The 17,611-nt window shown below is 46.2% G+C and carries 17 protein-coding genes, 1 tRNA gene and 1 pseudogene; 7 read left to right on the top strand and 12 right to left on the bottom strand.

What is annotated here, in order from left to right; all coding sequences use genetic code 11:
- Positions 1-7 precede the first annotated feature (7 nt).
- The 3 genes from NWE96_03470 to NWE96_03460 all read left to right on the top strand — a co-directional run bounded on the left by NWE96_03470 (position 8) and on the right by NWE96_03460 (position 2,492).
- A complete protein-coding gene (locus NWE96_03470; protein MCW3983034.1) occupies positions 8-1,750 on the top strand; it encodes an ATP-binding protein in 1,743 nt (580 codons plus the stop codon).
- Positions 1,751-1,787: 37 nt separating this feature from the next.
- A complete protein-coding gene (locus tag NWE96_03465) occupies positions 1,788-1,958 on the top strand; it encodes a hypothetical protein (GenBank protein MCW3983033.1) in 171 nt (56 codons plus the stop codon).
- A gap of 339 nt (positions 1,959-2,297) precedes the next feature.
- Positions 2,298-2,492, top strand: a complete 195-nt coding sequence (locus NWE96_03460; GenBank protein MCW3983032.1) for a hypothetical protein — start codon at positions 2,298-2,300, stop codon at positions 2,490-2,492.
- On the opposite strand, the gene NWE96_03455 is transcribed toward NWE96_03460, so the two are convergent.
- Together NWE96_03455 and NWE96_03450 are read right to left on the bottom strand one after the other, a co-directional pair.
- Positions 2,489-3,400, bottom strand: coding sequence for a malate dehydrogenase (locus tag NWE96_03455; protein ID MCW3983031.1), 912 nt, complete (start codon positions 3,398-3,400; stop codon positions 2,489-2,491). The two genes, NWE96_03460 and NWE96_03455, sit on opposite strands and share 4 nt — an antisense overlap.
- Positions 3,401-3,475: 75 nt before the next feature.
- Positions 3,476-3,928: a universal stress protein gene (locus NWE96_03450; protein ID MCW3983030.1), complete on the bottom strand. Its 453-nt coding sequence runs from the start codon at positions 3,926-3,928 to the stop codon at positions 3,476-3,478.
- A gap of 160 nt (positions 3,929-4,088) precedes the next feature.
- On the opposite strand from NWE96_03450, the gene NWE96_03445 reads away from it, so the two are divergent.
- The 3 genes from NWE96_03445 (at position 4,089) to NWE96_03435 (ending at position 7,094) form a co-directional block, all read left to right on the top strand.
- Positions 4,089-5,678 carry a hypothetical protein gene (locus NWE96_03445; protein MCW3983029.1) on the top strand — a complete coding sequence of 530 codons (1,590 nt, stop codon included), beginning with the start codon at positions 4,089-4,091 and terminating at the stop codon, positions 5,676-5,678.
- Positions 5,679-5,746: 68 nt separating this feature from the next.
- Positions 5,747-5,998 carry a hypothetical protein gene (locus NWE96_03440; protein MCW3983028.1) on the top strand — a complete coding sequence of 84 codons (252 nt, stop codon included), beginning with the start codon at positions 5,747-5,749 and terminating at the stop codon, positions 5,996-5,998.
- 70 nt (positions 5,999-6,068) lie between these two features.
- The gene (locus NWE96_03435; protein ID MCW3983027.1) at positions 6,069-7,094 is read left to right on the top strand and encodes a DUF362 domain-containing protein; all 1,026 of its coding nucleotides are present in this window, start codon (positions 6,069-6,071) and stop codon (positions 7,092-7,094) included.
- On the opposite strand, the gene NWE96_03430 is transcribed toward NWE96_03435, so the two are convergent.
- Both NWE96_03430 and NWE96_03425 read right to left on the bottom strand, forming a co-directional pair.
- Positions 7,091-7,870: a DedA family protein gene (locus NWE96_03430; GenBank protein ID MCW3983026.1), complete on the bottom strand. Its 780-nt coding sequence runs from the start codon at positions 7,868-7,870 to the stop codon at positions 7,091-7,093. The two genes, NWE96_03435 and NWE96_03430, sit on opposite strands and share 4 nt — an antisense overlap.
- Before the next feature lie 110 nt (positions 7,871-7,980).
- Positions 7,981-8,832, bottom strand: a complete 852-nt coding sequence (locus NWE96_03425) for a hypothetical protein (protein ID MCW3983025.1) — start codon at positions 8,830-8,832, stop codon at positions 7,981-7,983.
- Positions 8,833-9,037: 205 nt separating this feature from the next.
- Between NWE96_03425 and NWE96_03420 the strand changes: the two genes are divergently transcribed.
- Complete coding sequence (locus NWE96_03420) at positions 9,038-9,931, top strand: hypothetical protein (protein MCW3983024.1); 894 nt, start codon at positions 9,038-9,040, stop codon at positions 9,929-9,931.
- A 14-nt stretch (positions 9,932-9,945) separates the two neighbouring features.
- Here the strand turns inward: NWE96_03420 and NWE96_03415 are convergent, their stop codons facing one another.
- From NWE96_03415 to NWE96_03380, 8 genes and pseudogenes are all read right to left on the bottom strand, one after another.
- On the bottom strand, positions 9,946-11,022 hold the full coding sequence (locus NWE96_03415) for a hypothetical protein (protein ID MCW3983023.1): 1,077 nt from the start codon (positions 11,020-11,022) through the stop codon (positions 9,946-9,948).
- Positions 11,023-11,133: 111 nt separating this feature from the next.
- Complete coding sequence (locus NWE96_03410) at positions 11,134-11,304, bottom strand: hypothetical protein (GenBank protein ID MCW3983022.1); 171 nt, start codon at positions 11,302-11,304, stop codon at positions 11,134-11,136.
- A gap of 164 nt (positions 11,305-11,468) precedes the next feature.
- A tRNA-Trp gene (locus NWE96_03405) sits at positions 11,469-11,644 on the bottom strand.
- A 141-nt stretch (positions 11,645-11,785) separates the two neighbouring features.
- Positions 11,786-13,084 (bottom strand): ABC transporter permease, encoded by a 1,299-nt coding sequence (locus NWE96_03400; protein ID MCW3983021.1) that lies wholly within the window; start codon positions 13,082-13,084, stop codon positions 11,786-11,788.
- Positions 13,077-13,808: an ABC transporter ATP-binding protein gene (locus NWE96_03395; GenBank protein MCW3983020.1), complete on the bottom strand. Its 732-nt coding sequence runs from the start codon at positions 13,806-13,808 to the stop codon at positions 13,077-13,079. The genes NWE96_03400 and NWE96_03395 overlap by 8 nt, the downstream gene beginning before the upstream one ends.
- Before the next feature lie 335 nt (positions 13,809-14,143).
- The gene (locus NWE96_03390) at positions 14,144-14,629 is read right to left on the bottom strand and encodes a hydrogenase iron-sulfur subunit (protein ID MCW3983019.1); all 486 of its coding nucleotides are present in this window, start codon (positions 14,627-14,629) and stop codon (positions 14,144-14,146) included.
- Positions 14,606-16,573: pseudogene (locus tag NWE96_03385) on the bottom strand (CoB--CoM heterodisulfide reductase iron-sulfur subunit A family protein). Before NWE96_03385 ends, NWE96_03390 begins: the two are co-directional and overlap by 24 nt.
- Positions 16,570-17,508: a 4Fe-4S dicluster domain-containing protein gene (locus NWE96_03380; protein ID MCW3983018.1), complete on the bottom strand. Its 939-nt coding sequence runs from the start codon at positions 17,506-17,508 to the stop codon at positions 16,570-16,572. Before NWE96_03380 ends, NWE96_03385 begins: the two are co-directional and overlap by 4 nt.
- Positions 17,509-17,611 lie beyond the last annotated feature (103 nt).

Below are 17,611 nucleotides of genomic sequence, written 5' to 3'. Positions count from 1 at the left end.
ACATTAGATGAATCTATACGCCCTGCTATGCCTCTGCGCAAGTGCAGTTTCCATAACCTTAGGGCTAAGTGTATACTACCTAAACCGAAAATCAACCGTTAACAAGCTTTTCATGCTCTTGATGATTTTCAACGCTTACTGGGCTTTTGGCACCTTTATGACATCACAATCCCCCACTTTGGCTGGAGCAGTTTTTTGGAGTAAAACCCTGTTCTTGTGGCACTTCCTGATTTCAATCATGCTTCACTTTAGCTTAGCCTTCACCGAAAGCGATCTACTGAAAAACAAGTTTGTCTACGGCGTTATTTATTTCCCAGCGGTATTCTTTTCGTTAATAGATTTAACTACAAATTGGATTTCAGCTACACCAACAATCAATCCATGGGGGTACGCGCAAGCAACTTCTATGGATTCAGTTATGGCTAGGGTTGCGGGAGTTTGGGCTGCGGCAGTTGGGCTTATGGTGCTGTTTCTTTTTGCGAGTTACTATACTCGGATAATGGACAAAACAAAGCGGCACCAGACCAAGCTTGTTGCAATAGGTTTTGCCATACCTGTAGTTGTATCCACTGTTACAGACTCGATTTTTCCGGTTCTAGGCATCGCCTTTCCGGTAATAGGTAACGTGTTAGCCTCTATCACCAGCATTTTCGTCGTTTTCGCCATGATAAAGTATGACTTGTTCAGTTTCCGAACAGAAATCGCTGCCGAAAACGTATTCTCAACAATGCCTGATTCAGTAATTTTAGTCAACTTGAAGGGCCAAATAATCAAGATCAACAACTCTCTTGTTGAGCTTACTGGTTACTCGGAGAAAGAGTGGCTTGGGAAAACAATAACGGATATGATTCAAAAAACAGGCACCGCAAACAAGGGAAGCACAACAGCTCAGATAATGCAGCTACTGCAAAAAAACAGAGAACTAAAAAACCATGAAATTACCTTCTCCACAAAAACTGGCGAAAGTAAAACAGGAATGATTTCATGCTCAATCGTCACGAACAACAACGGCCGCGATGTGGGTGCCGCTTTTGTTTTGCATGACATCACAAGACGCAAGGAAATGGAGCAGAAGCTTGTCCGTTCAGAGCGGTTTGCATCCATCGGCGAGTTAGCAAGCCTCCTTGGGCATGATTTGCGAAATCCCCTCTCAGGCATACGCAACGCGACCTACTACTTGAAGAAGAAGCATTCAGACCACTTGGACGATAAGGATTTGGCAATGTTTGAAAGCATCGATAAAAGTATCGATTACTCTGACAAAATCGTCAACGACTTACTTGATTACTCGTGTGAAATAAAGCTTAAACTGATTAAAGCTACGCCGAAGATGCTCGTGCGAGATTCGCTTGCTTTGCTTCAGCCACCCGAAAACATAACCATACTCGACGACACTTCAGAAGTACCCGTTTTCAAAGTAGACCCCGCAAACGTATCTAAAGCGTTCATGAAAATCATCCAAAACGCGTTTGACGCCATGCCTAACGGTGGGAAACTGCATATTACATCTGAAGTCAAGGGCGAGCGGGTTCTGTTTAAGTTCCAAGACAATGGCCCTGGAATGACAAAGGATATGCTAACAAAGTTGTGGACGCCTCTATGTACGACCAAAGCGAAGGGCATGGGGTTTGGTTTGCCGATTTCCAAACGCTTGATAGAGGCACATGGGGGTAAAATTTCGGTTGAAAGCTCTATCGGCCAAGGTACAAGCGTTTTTGTTGAGTTGCCGCTTGGGTTAGGTGCAAATTAGAAATATCTGCTGTTTCTAAAGTAATTTGGAGACTGGAATGGGCGAGTACGTTAAGGGAGCGGAACCTGATAGGTGGCATTGGCAGAAAAGCTGCAAAATGTACCCGCGGGTTGTGTTGCTTAAGCGGCTTAATAGACCACACTCAGACCTCTGTGACGTGTGCTTAGAGATAGAAAAAGCTGCTGCAAAAGTTCACGCAACACTCTAACTGTTGTCCCTTGAAGAAGCGACAAATAAAAAATGTAGAAGTACCTCTGATGGGGGTTATTTGGATTTGCCTGCTTTTTTGGCGCATGCAGTACTGCAGTACTTAACTTTCGTATCAAACGTCGTGAAGGGTTTCTTGCAGACTTGACATTTCTTTTCCAACAGTTAAACCTCCTTTGCATTCTTATTGGGGTTGTTGGGTGTAAAGTTTTTCTCACGTTTTGGGCGAGTTAGTGCTTATATGTTTTTGTTGTTGTACAACGTTTGCCACATTTTTTAATTAACAAGCACAAATCAATACAATACACAATTCAGGCATGATTGTTTGAGGTTGTTTTTGATGGAAGCAGTATTAAAGCAGATTTCTAAAAGAGAACCCCGACAAGAACTCATTAACCCACGTGATTACATGCCCCGCGTCCACGAAGTCCGCTCCCCCTGCCAATGGCTAGAACACTGCGACCACGGTAAATGCCCCGCGTTTGTTCGGTTAAACGGCAACTTTTACTGTGCCAAAAAACGCCTGCCAACCTAAGTTTTCAACGCCGCGATTGCCTCTTTCACTTTAGCTATTGAATTTTCAAAAAGCGCCTTCGTGTTCGGGGAGAGGTCCAACTCTATTATTTTATCCACTCCATCTTTCCCAATGACCACAGGAACACCTATCGAGACGCATGACTGGCCATATTCGCCATCTAAACAAGTGGAAACGCTCATCACGCGGTTTCTGCCAGTTAAAATGGCATCTGCCGTAACCGCAATCACTGTTCCAGGCGCGAATTCTGTGCTGCCTTTGAGTTTAATTACGTCTGCACCTGAGGTGACTGTGCGCCTAACGATGCTCTCTATTTGTTGAGGCGAAAGCAGCTTTGTTATTGGTATACCTGAGACCGAAGCGTATTCAACCAAGGGTACCATGGAGTCACCATGCTCCCCCATAACAAGCGCCCTTGTGTCTTCCCGTGAAACTCCGAGTTCACTGGCGATGTAGGTGCGGAAACGCATGGCATCCAAGATGTTGCCCATGCCAAAAAGGCGTCTCCGGGGAAAACCTGTTTCTTTGAAGCTTAAGTAGGTCATGACATCCACTGGGTTTGTGACAAGCATTAGCTTAGTTTTAGGAGCATACTTAGCAACCTCACGGACAACGCTGCGAACTATCTGGGCATTTGTGTTCATAAGGTCAATGCGGCTCATGTCAGGTTTCCGAGCAACACCTGCGGTTACAATCACCAATTCGGAACCCGCCATTTCTCGAAAGTCTCCAGTACCGTGGATGGTGCCGTCGAATTCGATAGCTGGAGCCGCCTGCATCATATCTAATGCTTCACCCATAGCTAGTTTCTCGTTAGTGTCGATTAAGACGACATCGCTGATTCGGTACCTAAGAATATCAAAAGCGGCGGCGCTACCAACGCGACCTGCCCCAATAATTGTAATCATATCCGATAGGAGAGGGAAAAGGGAATTTAAGGGTTTGTTGGAGCAAACTTGTGCAAATAATACGGGAATTGTGGATTACTTGACGATTATTACTGTGCAATCGAGTGAATGCGCCACTTTCTCGCTTATACTGCCCAACAAAAACTCTTTGACCTTACCAGACCCCCGATGACCCACCACCGTTACATCGAAGTGCCCATCCTTAGCTAAGGCCACTATCTCCGCTGCAGGATTACCCTCTCGCAAACAGGTAGTGACAGATAATTTTGGTTTTGCTGCATTTGCATGTTCTAAGACGTTCTTTAGGATTTCCTCATGAAACTTGCGCATATCTTTCGCAACAACAACCATGCTGCTGTTTCCACTGTAAGCCGCCAAATCAGCTGGAACCGCAGCCACAGTTGCGGATTCGCTGACATTAACTATAGTTAACGCTGCACCATACCTGTCTGCGAAGTCGAGAGCGAAGTCGAGGGCGCGTTTTGAGTTTTCGGAGCCATCTACTGCCACTAGAACATTCCGTATCATGCTAAATGCCTCAAAGAATCAATGTCTCAATACCTGCATTAAAGGTTTCTAGGGGCAAAATATATGACGGTAACCCTTTAACCATATAAGGGTAAACTGACAACTACTATAGCTAACAGAAATCAAATGCGGGTGTACTTCAATAACCAAACACAGCTCTGTGTGGACCCTTCTACTCATCGCTGCCACGCTAATCTCAGCTTTAATTGCCCCGTTAAGTGTAGCGCCTGCAGAAGCTGCAACCGAAACCACCTCAAACTGGAAAACCCTAACCGACATGCCTACTGCACGGGGAGAATTCGGGGTAGCAGTGGTGGCGGGGAAAATCTACGTTATCGGAGGGGTAAACGAGAACAATCAGCCGCTGGGCACTGTTGAAGAGTATAATCCGCTTACAGATGCATGGACAAACAAGATGTCTATGCCCACTCCGAGAAGCGGATTAGCCGTAGCGGTTTATAACAACAAAATCTACGCCATCGGCGGAAGCATAAACGGTGTTTTTGTTGGAAACAATGAAGTTTATGATCCAGTTACTAATACTTGGTCCACTAAGTCCTCTATGCCTACTCCACGTGCTGATTTATCAGCCAGCGTAGTAAATAACGAGATATTTCTAATTGGTGGAAAAAAATACTCCAGTACCAGTCCCTTCTTTGTTGACACAGACGTAAACGAATGCTACTTCCCAGAAAATGATACCTGGAGCCAGAAAGCTGCTGTTCCCACTTCAGTTTTGGGTTATGCCTCAGCGGTTCTGGAAAACAAAATCTACCTCATCGGAGGCTCAAGACGAGCTACTTCAACAGACATTGTCTCAATAGTCAACACTAATCAGGTTTATGACCCCCGAACTGATCAGTGGACTCAAGCGGCGCCGCTTCCAATCACAACAAACTATGGCGCTGCCGCTGCGACAACTGGAACGTATGCGCCTGCTGGGATCTACTTTATAGGTGGCTCAACCGCTCAAACTGTTAGTGCCGAAGTGATGATGTATCATTTATCTAACAATTCTTGGGTGAAAATTGAATCGATGCCAACGGCGCGGGGACGTTTAGGTGTGGCGGTTGTCAGTGATGTTCTATATGTGATAGGCGGTTTTGATGGAACAAAATGGTTAAAGACAAATGAGCAGTACAAACCAGTCGGCTATGGCACTGTAGCACCCATAATCACCATAACGTCTCCAGAAAACAAAACCTATCAGCGGGTGACTTTAGACTTTACACTAAATAGGGGCGCACAATGGATGGGTTATAGCATAGACGGACAAGCCAACGTAACTGTTACAGGTCAAACAAGGTTGTCCAATCTGGCTCAGGGTGGACACCACATAGTTATGTTTGCTAATGATTCGGCAGGCAACATGGGTATCTCAAATAGTGTGTACTTTTCCATCGACACTGAAGGCCCTGTGATTGTTATTCTGAATCCAGCCAACCAATCCTACGATTCAACTGATATCCTGCTTGAATTTACCGTAAGCGAAAACGCGACCTTAGCCTACAGTTTAGATGGGCAAACTGCTCTTCCTATAGTTGGCAACCTAACCTTAGTTGCGTTAAGTAACGGCGGACACCGTATAACTATCTATGCGACTGACCAATTGGGTAACACTACCGAAGAAACCGTCTACTTCAACATTGCGCCTTTCCCATTTCTAACTGTTATAGCAGCGATTACAATTGCCATAATCATCGGCGCTTCAGGTTTCATTCTTATCAAGCGAAAAAAACCTGATAGCTAAAACGTCAACTGTAAGAGAAAATTTTAAGTAAACAGAAACCCAGCGTTCCCATAGAAAGGTCTAACTCTATGGGCTACCAAATCGATTACCCTGCAGGCGAAAAAGCAGGTTGCTCCTCGCAGATCACAATTGCAGATAGAATCTTTTACACAAAACTCTTCTCAACTGCACCTTCGCGGTATTTCTCGGCTGACCAGCAAGGTGTAATCGAAAAGGAGATTTCTAAGGCAGAGTTTGAGCTTTGGATAGGTATATTGGCGGATAGTGATGCTGATGCAGCTGAAATACTGCGTAAATTATCGGAAGGAAAGAAATACTAAAAGAAATTTGTTCGCTTCAAAGCCAAAGTTTATACCAATAAATTGTGCTAAACTTTCGGAGAAAGACCACTTGACTGTTCACTTGTTACCTTGGGATACCAATCGCAACTTGCTTGAGGAAGCAAACCGCCTCTACGATGAAGCAGACACCTTTAGCTGTATCGAGAAAGGCGATTTAGTCGCCGTTAAACTTCACGTTGGCGAACTTGGTAACCCATACTATGTGCAGCCGTTTTTTATTCATGAAATCGTGCGGCGAGTCAAAGAAGTCGGCGGCAAACCGTTTCTAACAGACTCAAATACCTACTACATCGCTCAACGCCACAACGCCTATGACCACATGAACAACGCCCTGATGAACGGGTTCAACATGGCGCCCTTCATCGTCGCCGACGGCCTAAAAAGCGAAAACTATCAACTCATCAAAACCAAAGGTATCCTGCAGGAAATCGAGGTTTCAGGCGCAATAGTTCAAGCCGACGCCATGATCGTTGTTTCACACTGCAAGGGGCATGAATTAAGTGGGTTCGGCGGCGCCATCAAAAATTTGGGCATGGGTTGTACTCCCCGTGCAGGTAAGCTGAGGCAGCATCGTACAGTCGGCATAGAGATAGACACCTCAAAATGCGTGGGTTGCGGAAAATGCAAAGAAGTCTGCGCTCTACACCTCCCAGACATAATCGAAGGCAAAGCCCATAACACCTCCGCTGAGTGCATGCGTTGCCCTGTCTGTATAGAAAACTGCCCCATGAACGCCATACGCTACACGGACAAAGAAAACCTTTCCAAAGCACTCGCTTCAGCAGCATACGGCGCCCTCTCAACGTTTAAACCCAAAAAAGTGTCCTACATTAGCTTCGCAAAAGACATAGTACAGGGATGTGACTGTCTACCCAACCCAGGCGAAATTGCCCTAAAAGATGTCGGTATTTTCGCAGCGGATTCAGCCGTCTCTATTGACGCTGCTTTTCTGCAGTCTGTTGACTACCAAGTGTTCAATGAGGCATCAAAGGTAGATTGCATGGTGCAAGTGCGTGAGGCAAAGGCGTTGGGCGTCGAAGGGGAATTGAATCCCGAAATCAAAACCCTGCTCTAAGCAGTTGTGTCTACGGCAGTATTCCTTCTTTTGTAGTATTTAGCCACTATGACCGCGCCTGCTAAAATCAAAGCTGCAGCTGTGAGTATAATCAGGTAATCTGATAACTCCGCAATCTCTGAGTATCTTGTACCCAAATAGTAACCGCCATAGATCAGAAGAGCATTCCAAATCAAACTGCCCACACCCGTGTATACAATAAACTTAACCAGCGGCATCCTCACTGCACCAGCTGGAAACGAAATGAGGGTTCTAACGACTGGAATCATACGCCCAAAGAAAACCATTGCAACCCCATACTTGTTAAACCAGGCCGCCGCCACTCTGAGTTGACTCTCAGAAACCATGAGTTTGCCAAGTAATCGGTATTTGGTTAGGACTTGGATACCTTTTAAACCAATGTAGTATTCGATTAAGGCGCCAATTACGGCTGCAACAGTAGTTACCGCCAAAGCTAGCCAAAAAACGAAGTCGCCTCTAAAAACAAGGTAACCTGCGAAGGGGAGGATGATTTCGCTGGGGATAGGCAGCGAGCTGGCTTCAAGGACCATCAAACCAAAAAGTCCGCCGTAACCCCAAGAACTAATCGTTCGGGTTACGTCACGTGTGAAGCTTATGAGTATGCTGATCATGGGTGAATTTGACAGCGGAAGACCTTTCACTACAGTGTCAGTCAACACCTCAAACAGCACATAGATGCATAGGCACAGCGCGAACACTACAAAGACTAGAAGAGGCGTATTTCTTTTGAGCCAAGTGAGCCTTTGAGTGGACACCAAGTGCGATCGCTTAAACAGTAATGTTCAATCACGAAGTTATTTTAGTTTGCTAATCAGGTAGCTCATAAAAATTGACGTTTACAATAAATAAAAAGAGAATAAGGGGCCTATTTTCGCTGTCTATAGACGAATATGCTCACTGCAATAACGCCGAGAACTACGATTATCGCAATTGCTATGTATTCCACTTGGAAGACGCTGTTTTGAGTCACCAGTGGTGCCGGTTCTTCAGGTGCTTCTTCAGCCACAGTCCAAGTTGAGAAATGATCCGTGTTGCACACCAAGTATCCGTTTTGGTCCATATAACTTTCAACCGCGGTCCATTGTGCTCTAGTTTGGTTCCAGTACATCCAAGTTAATCTTGAAGTGTTAACTTCTCTGTTCATGCTTTGGTTGAGTTCGGTTTGGTTTATGTAAAGACGTATTTGGGCTTGAAGCTCCAAAGTAGCGTGTGGTTCTATGCCTAAATAAAAGTTGAGGCATCTTTCGTTTACCATTGCTCCGTTAAGGGGTGATTTAGTTAAGTTCATGGCTAAAGTCATAGTTTGGTTTGAGTCCACTGTTAAACCGAAAAGTTTCGGGGTTACTTCCTCGTCAGTTGTGAAGGTCACGGTACAGTTTTGAGTGCAATTCATAACCATCGTCATGTTTCGGTACTGAAACATGGTTTGTTCACGCGCTCTGACCTGTTCGGTTTGATTTTTGGGTGTAACGTTTGTTTTGTTGTATTGTTTGACGATGTCAACTGTGTTTAGTTTTGATGTAGAGGCGTTAGCCGCTTGATTAGACTCCAAGTTAGCGCTGGATGTGCTGTTGTTTGTGGTGCCTGTTTGTTCTCCTTGGCTTGACCCGTTTCCGTTGCTTGCCAGCGTGGTAGCGAGAGGTGCTATGAAGGCGGCGACTAATAGTATGATTAGCAGCGGGCTGACTTTGTTTAGGTTGTTTTTCTGGTTTTTCATGGTTTTGTCACCGCAATTGAATATTACGATGCCTGACATAAGGTACACTGTGAAACGAGCGTTTCAAGCCCGAATCAGAGCTTTTTTCAATGAGAATAGCTAAAATCTTTGATTCAGACAGCTTTTTATGAATTAATGTAAGATTGCAGGGAAAGTAGGTGCACAAAACTTATTTTGGCTATGGTTGACATTATCGTGACCCTGCATGAGACAACACGGTTGGCGACTAGCAGTTATAGTGGTTGTTGTGTTGCTAGCAATGTTGCTGGTTTACTGTGCAGCGGTTCAATCAACTGTTAGTGTTTCTTCAACGAATCTTAGGGTTTACCGTGATGGTTTAGTGCATGTAGAGCAGATGGTTGTGGTGGATGAGTTTTCGCCCCAAGCAACGGTAACTTTGCTATCTGATGACGTGGAAAACATGGTTGTTCTTGACGCTGACCAGTTGGCCGTTGATTATCAACTTTTAGGCACTAACTTAGTCGTTTACTCTTTGGGTGCTACCCAACTATCAATAGAATATGACACTAACACGCTCACAAACAAACAAAACGAAATATGGACACTGCTTCTAAGCAGTCCTTACAGCGTCAACGTGACTTTTCCCTTGAATTCAACCATCATCTACATGAGCAGTACGCCAACCGCAATAAATACGGCAGGCAATCAACTGTCTTTATGTTTGGGTTCGGGTCAATGGGAAATAAGTTATATTTTACAGTTGATAGCGGGAGGGGAAGATAGTTTAGATCCAACGGATTCTTCTCAACCAGTGGGCATGATTCCGTTAGAGTATGTTGTCGTAGTTGCTGCAGGTTTGATTATAGCCATCGTTGTAGCTCTATTGCTGCTTAAAAGAAAAAGAAAACCCAACATCAAGAAAGCATTGAACGATAATCCACATTTAATGAAAGAAGATCGTGCGGTTCTCGAATTCTTAGCTGAAAAAGAAGGCAAAGCTTTTGAGGCTGAGATACGCGAACGTTTCCCAGAAATACCACGAACAAGTCTTTGGCGGTTAATCAAGCGGCTTGAGAAACTTGAGATAGTTGAAGTAAAAAAGATTGGGCTTGAAAACCAAGTTATTCTGAAAAAGTAAAAGCTAAACGATGTCTACTTACCTGCGCCTTTGCCGCTACTGCTGTTGCCACTGTATCCAGTGCCATTATTGCTGTTGCTGGAGTTGCCGCTAGGTGCGCCTCCAGTTCCACTATCTGAGCCACCTGTTCCACTGTTTCCGTAAGTTGGGTTTGGTCCCTGTTGGTGGTTAATTTCTTGGTTTAGTGCCTGTTCCATCTGTTGAACCATTTGTGCGATTGTTAAACACTCTTGTATGGCTTTATTGATGTCTACCTGTGATTGCGCATTCTGTATCTTACTTTGTAATGATTGAATGAATTGGTTTTCACTTTGGTATCCAAGCGATTGCAGTGTTGCCGTAAAGTCAATTCCGTTTTGGCTACCGTATCTGAATCTTTCCTGGATTCTCTTTTGTAAACCCTCGCAGTATCCGCTCAGTCGCCAAGTGTTAGATTCCTCGGCTTGAATTTTTAAGTACTGGTAGATTTCGGTTATGTTTTGTTTTGCTTCAAGATAGAGAGTTTGGGCGTCATTGTATTTTCCGTCTTTGAGGTCTTGTTTTGCTTCAAGTAGGGTGCTGTTGGCGCTTTCAAGTAGGGTAATGATTTCTTGGGGTGAATTGTCGGGTAAAAGGTTTTGGAGGATATTTAACCGTTGGAGATCACGGTTTATGGCATCCATTAATTCTTGATTATCTCTTGCCGAAATATCTTGTAATCCTGTTTTTTCCAAAATCGCATTTATGGACCTGTATACTTCTCTAAAAACGGCTAAAGCCTGCAGAGCAGAATCGGCTGCCAAATTATAATTTGAAGTCTCCAAAGCCTCTTGGGCTACCTTCAGCTTGTTTAACCCCTCATCTTGGTACAACGTAACGTTTCCTTCAAATTGTTGGGTAAGGCTGGCGTTTTGTATTTTTTCTGTGGCGTTTTCATCTGCGTAGATCGCGGTGATTAAAGCTTGGATTTGGTTCCCAGTTTGCGTAGCCAGTTTAACTGTATTTTCTTCAACTTTTACGTTAACTTGGCCAGTTGCATAAAGAATTGTGGGCAACGTTGAACAAATTAGCAGAATCAGTAAAGTTAGGCCCAAGGCTTTGCTTTTAGTCATTTTAATCGCTGTGTATGTTATAGTGTATCTTATAGTTAAGGAATATTTTGGAACAAGCGTTTCAGATTTTTCTTATGAAAACAAAAAAAAGATGGGCAAGGTAAGTTGTTGCTAAAAGCCACTGCCGTCTGGAATACCGTCGCCTGAATTGGGTGCTGGCCCTTTTCCATGACTGTCTTGGTTGTTACGATTAGGTTGGACGAATCCGCTTCCATCAGGAATACAGTCGCCCGAATTAGGCGCTGGCCCGACACTTGCTGCGGACGCAATTCCACATATCAAACTCGCAAAAACCAAAACAGACAATACGATACCAATTTTTTTCATTTATTTTCCTCCATTTTTTGTAATTTAGTGTTTTATAGAAGGTTCATTTAAGGGACATCACGGAACAAGCGTTCCAAAAAATGAAATTATCTTTGATTGACCTTTTTGGTTAAAAAGTTTGGTGGGGCCGGCCGGATTTGAACCGACGACCTTTACCCAACAGCCGCGCGAAGCGGCCGTTTACGGGTTTCTCTATGACCGCTCCAGAGATTCGTCATTCTCCTCGCGGAGTCAGCAAACCCGTGTGTGTCTGCTTTCTGGAGCCCGTCGTCATACCTGTCTAGACTACGACCCCACCGTGGTCTAGTCGGAGCAATAATTGAGCGGGCATCAATAAAAATATAACCGTTCAGCAACCAAAAGTGGGGGCTTAAACTTGAGGTTAAACCCAAACAAAAAACAATTTTGTCTAAAAAACGGGGAAAAAGGGAGAGGGTTATTCGTTGGTTTGCTGCTTTTTAGCGCCTTTCTTGCCAAACATAAGCTTAGCTGTAAGGATCTTCTCAGTTGCGAACAGTCTGGAAGCAATGTACATTATTACCACGGTGAAGGCGGCCACGTAGACTATGCCTAGGACTACGGTGAGGTAGTTGCCTGCTATGACTGCTTTGGAAGCGATGATGGGGTGACTGTAGGGAATCGCGTAGAAAACCGCCTGCAACGCCGTCGGAAGCGAGTTTAAGTCAAGGTAAATCAGCGCCATCGCGGGCAAGAAAATCAACGGGTATATGTAGCCAACCAATGCCTGTGCGCCGCGAACGTTCTCGCTAAATGCGGACATCACAACCGCCAGTGCCAAAGCCGAGAGCAACGTGAAAAAGAGGCTTACGCCCAGCAGAGCGTAACCTGCAACGGAGGGCACAAGACCCAACGCGACGAGGTCAACGCTTCCGCCCACGCTACTCGTGATCCCCATCGAAATGGAGCCCAACATGTAATTGTAGCCTATGAGCACCGTGATTGAGGCGACGCCTGCGACGATGATGGTGCTTGAGACTTTGCCCATCAATATGGCGAATCGATCCACTGGCACTGTGAGGAGGGTTTCAAGGGTTTTTTCTTCTTTCTCCATGGCGACGCTTGTGGCTGCAATCTGCATTGCATAAGTCAGCATAATCATAATCGTAATCGGCAACGCAATCGACTGCGACAGCATCAAGCCTGAGAGGACGCTTGCATCTACGCCTTCTTGGATTTGGCCTTTTATGATGCTGGATTGTGAAGTAACCACTAAATCGGGCGCAACCGCGCGATTGAAACCAGAAACTAAAGCGCCCACTGTGGAGCCACCGATGCCGCTAAATATGCCGCCGCCAGCGTTGAAAACTCCATAAACGTTTATTGTGCCTGTTATGTTGGTTTCACCTGAGGCGTGCCTGGTTAGGTTTTCACTGAAGCCTTGCGGTATGACAGCGAAGGTGGTGCTGTTGTATTGTGCTAGTAAGCCTTGGTCGACGACTTGCTGTGGCGACGTGTTATTTATCAAGGCTACGTTTAAGCCGCTGCTGTTCATGTAGTTTACAAAGATGCTGCTCCATGCACCGTTGTCGTTGTCCACTACCAGAAGCGTGGCTCGGAGCGCTTCGGACTGGGCGGTTTCAGCGGCGTAACCCAGCACCAACCCCAAAACTGGAAACATAATCAGGGGCAGGACAATCATGCCTACTAGGATTTTGGGGTCACGCATCAACTCTTTGAGTTCTTTAACAAGAATAGTCGTGAAACCCTTAAGCAACGCCAACCACCTTCATGAAAACCTCTTCAAGGTTCTCACACTTATATTGCGCTTTGAGTTGTTTGGGTTCGCCTTCCACGACCAAATGCCCCTTGTTGATAAGTACCACACGGTTGCAGAGATATTCTACTTCAAGCATGTTGTGACTACTGAGTAGGACTGTAACGCCGTGCTGTTTCACGTACTGCTTAACGATTTCTCGCACATGATACGCGTGCATAACGTCGAGGCCGCTTGCGGGTTCATCAAGCACCGCTAGCTTGGGCTTAGTCATAAGTGCCCTTGCAACGAGGAGACGCCTTTTCATGCCTTTACTGTAGGTTTTAGCTTTATCCTTTAATCGGTCGCCTAGCCCGCAGATTTCAGCAGCCTCGTTGACGATGTCTTTTATGTTTGTGCCCTGCTTTGCTTGCAGTTTCGCCATGAAGTTAAGGTATTCCCAGCCTGTGAGGTTAGGGTACGCGCCTGATTCTTCTGGAAGGTAACTTATGATTGAGCGGGTTTTCTCTGGCTGCTTCACTGCATCGTAATCGTAGATGTTTATGGTTCCCGAGGTAGGTTTGATTAACGTGCAGACCATACGTATAGTTGTGGTTTTACCTGCCCCGTTAGGTCCGATTAAACCAAAGATCTCGCCTGGTCGGATGTGAAAGCTTATGCCGTCAAGGGCACGTATTTGCCCAAACTGCTTAGTCAGAGAAGATGCTTCAACAGCGTAATCCAATTTGTTCCCCTCTCTGTGTTGTCAACGGGAAACAAGTATTATAATTTTTCAGGATAAAACTAAACCAGCACGGCAAAGCCACGTTTATTTTTCTTTGCCAGTTTAGCTTGCCGCCGATACGCAAGATAGGAGCTAAACCAAAAGAATACCCCAAAAGCAATTATCTGCGCGACCAGCCAAGTTTCCAACATAGTTCTTGACTTTAGGGAGAGTGGATTTAAGTATTTTTCTAAAGAAAGAGACTACCCTTCAACTGTGGAGATACAACTCATTCATTCCGCCTTTAAATAAGGGAGGGGCCCTCTGCGCTGAGAGGTCGCGTGAATCCAACATGGTTACCTGCGTTTAAGCATGTTTTCAAGGATTGGCTTTAGTTTTGCGTTTTCAGCTTGAATCCGCTCTTTGCCCAATGCCTTACGTTGGCTGTCGATTTCTTTGATAACTTCAGCGTAATGGATGCCTTCCGCGGCTGAAACGTATTCCACTCGGAACCGCTCTGGACTCATACCTAGCTTGGTCAGCATGGCTTTAAGCGCGTCGGTTCTCTCTTTCATCTTGTAATTACCGCTTATGTAGTGACAGTCATAGGGCAAATGACATGCACCAATCAACACCGCACCTGCACCCAACCGCAGCGCTTCCAGCACGAATTCGCGGGCAACTCTTCCACTGCACATCACGCGGATTGCGCGGACGCTTGCAGGGTAATCGCATCGGCTGATGCCTGCAAGGTCTGCACCTGCATAGCTACACCAGTTACAAAGTATGGCGAGGATTTTGTCTTCAGGATTAGTTTCCAGTGCAGCGCGGATTTGAGCCAAAACCTGGGCGTCAGTAAAGTGCATCTGGGTGATGGCGTGTGAGGGGCATTCGGCGACGCATGTTCCGCATCCATGGCAGCTGGCCGTCACGATTGTGGCGGCTTTCCCGTCTTCTTGGCGTATGGCGCCATATGGGCATTTGTCAACGCAGACACCGCATTTCTTGCACTTCTCTTCGTCCACGATGCTGATTATTGGTTCAATCTTCCACTTCGGCTTACTAATCACCGTTGCCGCACGTGACGCAGCCCCGCTGCCCTGCGAAACACTGTAAGGAATATCCTTCAAACCCGCACAGGCACCAGCAAAGAAGACTCCGTCAGTGGGTGCATCTAGGGGTTTGAGTTTGGGGTGGGCCTCCATGAAGAAGCCGTTGGCGTCGCGGCTGAGGTTGAGGATGCGGGCGATTTCGTCTGAGCCCTTTTTAGGAATAGATGCTGTGGCAAGTACAACCATGTCCACTTCGACTTCGATGGGTTGACCCAGCAGTGAATCTTCACTGTGCACTGTTAAGTTGTGGGTTGTGGGGTCTTCGTCAATTCGGCTAACCCTGCCGCGGATAAAGTTCACGCCGCGTTCGCGTGCGCGGTCATAGAATTCTTCGTAACCTTTACCTGGGCTGCGTATATCCATGTAGAAAAGATAGACTTCGACGTCTTGTTTGTACTTCTCCTTAAGCTGCACCACATGCTTGAGCGTGTACATGCAACAAAAGTTGCTGCAGTAAGGGTAATGCTGTTTATCTCGGCTACCAACGCAGAGTATGAAAGCTATACGGTGGGGTTTTTTGCCGTCAGATTGGCGAATGACTTTGCCGCCTGTTGGACCCGCCGCGAGAATCAAACGCTCAAACTCCATTCCTGTGACGACGTTGGGGTATTTACCATAACCCAAGAGCGGCATATCATAGGGTTCGTAAACGTCAAAACCCGTGGAAACGATGATTGCGCCGACTTCTATGTCCACTTCTTCGGGTTTCTGGTCAAAATCAATCGCGTCACGTTCCCCACAGGCTTCAGTACATTTGAAGCATTCGATACAGTAATCACGGTTAATGCTGTAAACCAACGGCACCGTTTGGTCGAAGGGAACTGAGATGGCTTTGCGGGTGCCAAGGTTGTTGTCCCATTCGTTGGGGTACTCGATGGGGCAGGCGTCTTTGCATTCCCCGCAACCCGTACATTTCTCTGGAATAACGTAGCGGGGGTTTTTGCGAATTTTGACCTTAAAATTGCCTATGTAACCTTCGCATTTGACAAGGTCACTGTTGGCAAAGATTGTGATGTTGGGGTGGCGAGCGCAGTCCACCATCTTTGGACCTTCGATGCAGATGCTGCAATCCAAAGTTGGGAACGTCTTGTCGAGCGCTGCCATGTGTCCGCCGATGCTTTGCGTTTTCTCAAGCATGTAGACTTTAAAGCCCTGCTCAGCCAAGTCCAGTGCAGCGTTAATTCCCGCGATGCCGCCACCGATGATAAGCGCCTTGTTGGTGACTGGCACCTCGATCGTTTGAAGAGGCTGCATCAAGCGAACTTTTGCAACCGCCATCTTCACCGAGTCTTTGGCGCGTTCTGTTGCGGCGGCTGGGTCGCTTTGGTGGCACCAGGATGCGAATTCGCGGATGTTTGCCATTTCGTAGAGGAAGCTGTTGAGTCCTGCTTCGGCGACTGTTCGGCGGAAGGTGGGTTCATGCATGCGGGGGCTGCAGGCGGCTATGACGACGCGGTTGAGTTTTTGTTGGCGGATGGCTTTGCGGATTTCTTCTTGTCCCGGGTCCGCGCAGGTGTAGCGGTTTTCTTTAACGTAAACCACATCAGGGATGGTTTTGGCGTATTCCGCGACTGCATGCACATCTACGGTGCCAGCTATGTTTAAGCCACAGTGGCAAACGAATACTCCAACGCGGAGTTCTTCGGGTTTAGCAGGATTTTGTGGGGTGCTCATTTCTTCTTCATTTCCTCTACTTCAAAACGGTGCAAAACCAGTTTTCGCCTTGTCTTGGCTGCCTGCGCTTTGAACTCTTTAACAGCGTCACTTGGGCTGGTTATTCTCTCAAGGGTTTTGTTCCATGCTCCTGAGTGGACGGGTGTGTGGAAAACTTTGGTTCGATGTACCGTTAAGGCTTCCGGTTTGGGGCAGACGTTTTTGCATGCACCGCAGAAGGTGCAGGTTTGTTCGTCAGCCACTACTTTTTGGTCATCGCCAACTGTCAGAGTTCCAGTTATCGGGCAGACATCTACGCATTCACGGCAATTCGGCGGGCACTTGTCGGTATCCACCGCTAATTTGCCCTCGAAACACTTCTTGACTTTAATTGCGCCAGGGCTGCATCTGAATTCGCATGCGCGGCATGTTGGGCAATACTCTTTTTGGATATCAATATTAACTTGGATGCGTTTTTTAGCCAACGGTGTAAGGCCTGTGAAGTCGAGAACGGGTTTGCCGTCGTAGCCGACTTTTGAGATTTTAATCAACCCAAGCGGACAAGCGGTCTCACAGGAAGTGCATTCTTTGTCGCATCGGCGGGTGTCCACGTTTATGTCGCGGATTAGTTGGGGGTAGCTTTCTTTGGTTAAAACTGCCAAGTCGTGGCTGCCGTTTTGGATTACTTTCACAGCGCCGTATGGGCAGGTGACGTCGCATATGCCGCAGAAGTTGCATTTTTCTAGGTCTATGTCTACTTTGACTTTTTTGGTGGGTTCGCCGTTTTGTTTGGGTTGTTTTTGGGTGGTTATGGCTTGTCTTGGGCAAGCTAAGGTGCATATTTGGCAGCCTGCGCAGCGTTTACGGTCAAGGTGTAGTTTGTAGTTTTTGACTTGCAAAACCCATTCTAACACTAAAGCATCTGCCGCGTCACTTTTTGTTTTTTTAAACGGCATCTATACAGTCACCCAGCGCATTGTTAAGCCGATTTTCTCAGCGCCTGAATGGAACTATTTGAGTTGTTTGAATATTGAGCTTTCGTTATAAATATTGCTTTAA

This window comes from Candidatus Bathyarchaeota archaeon, assembly GCA_026014685.1.
Classification (GTDB): Archaea; Thermoproteota; Bathyarchaeia; order Bathyarchaeales; family Bathycorpusculaceae; genus Bathycorpusculum.
The sequence above is the reverse complement of the archived record's forward strand: the minus strand, read 5'-3'. Positions and strand labels throughout refer to the sequence as shown.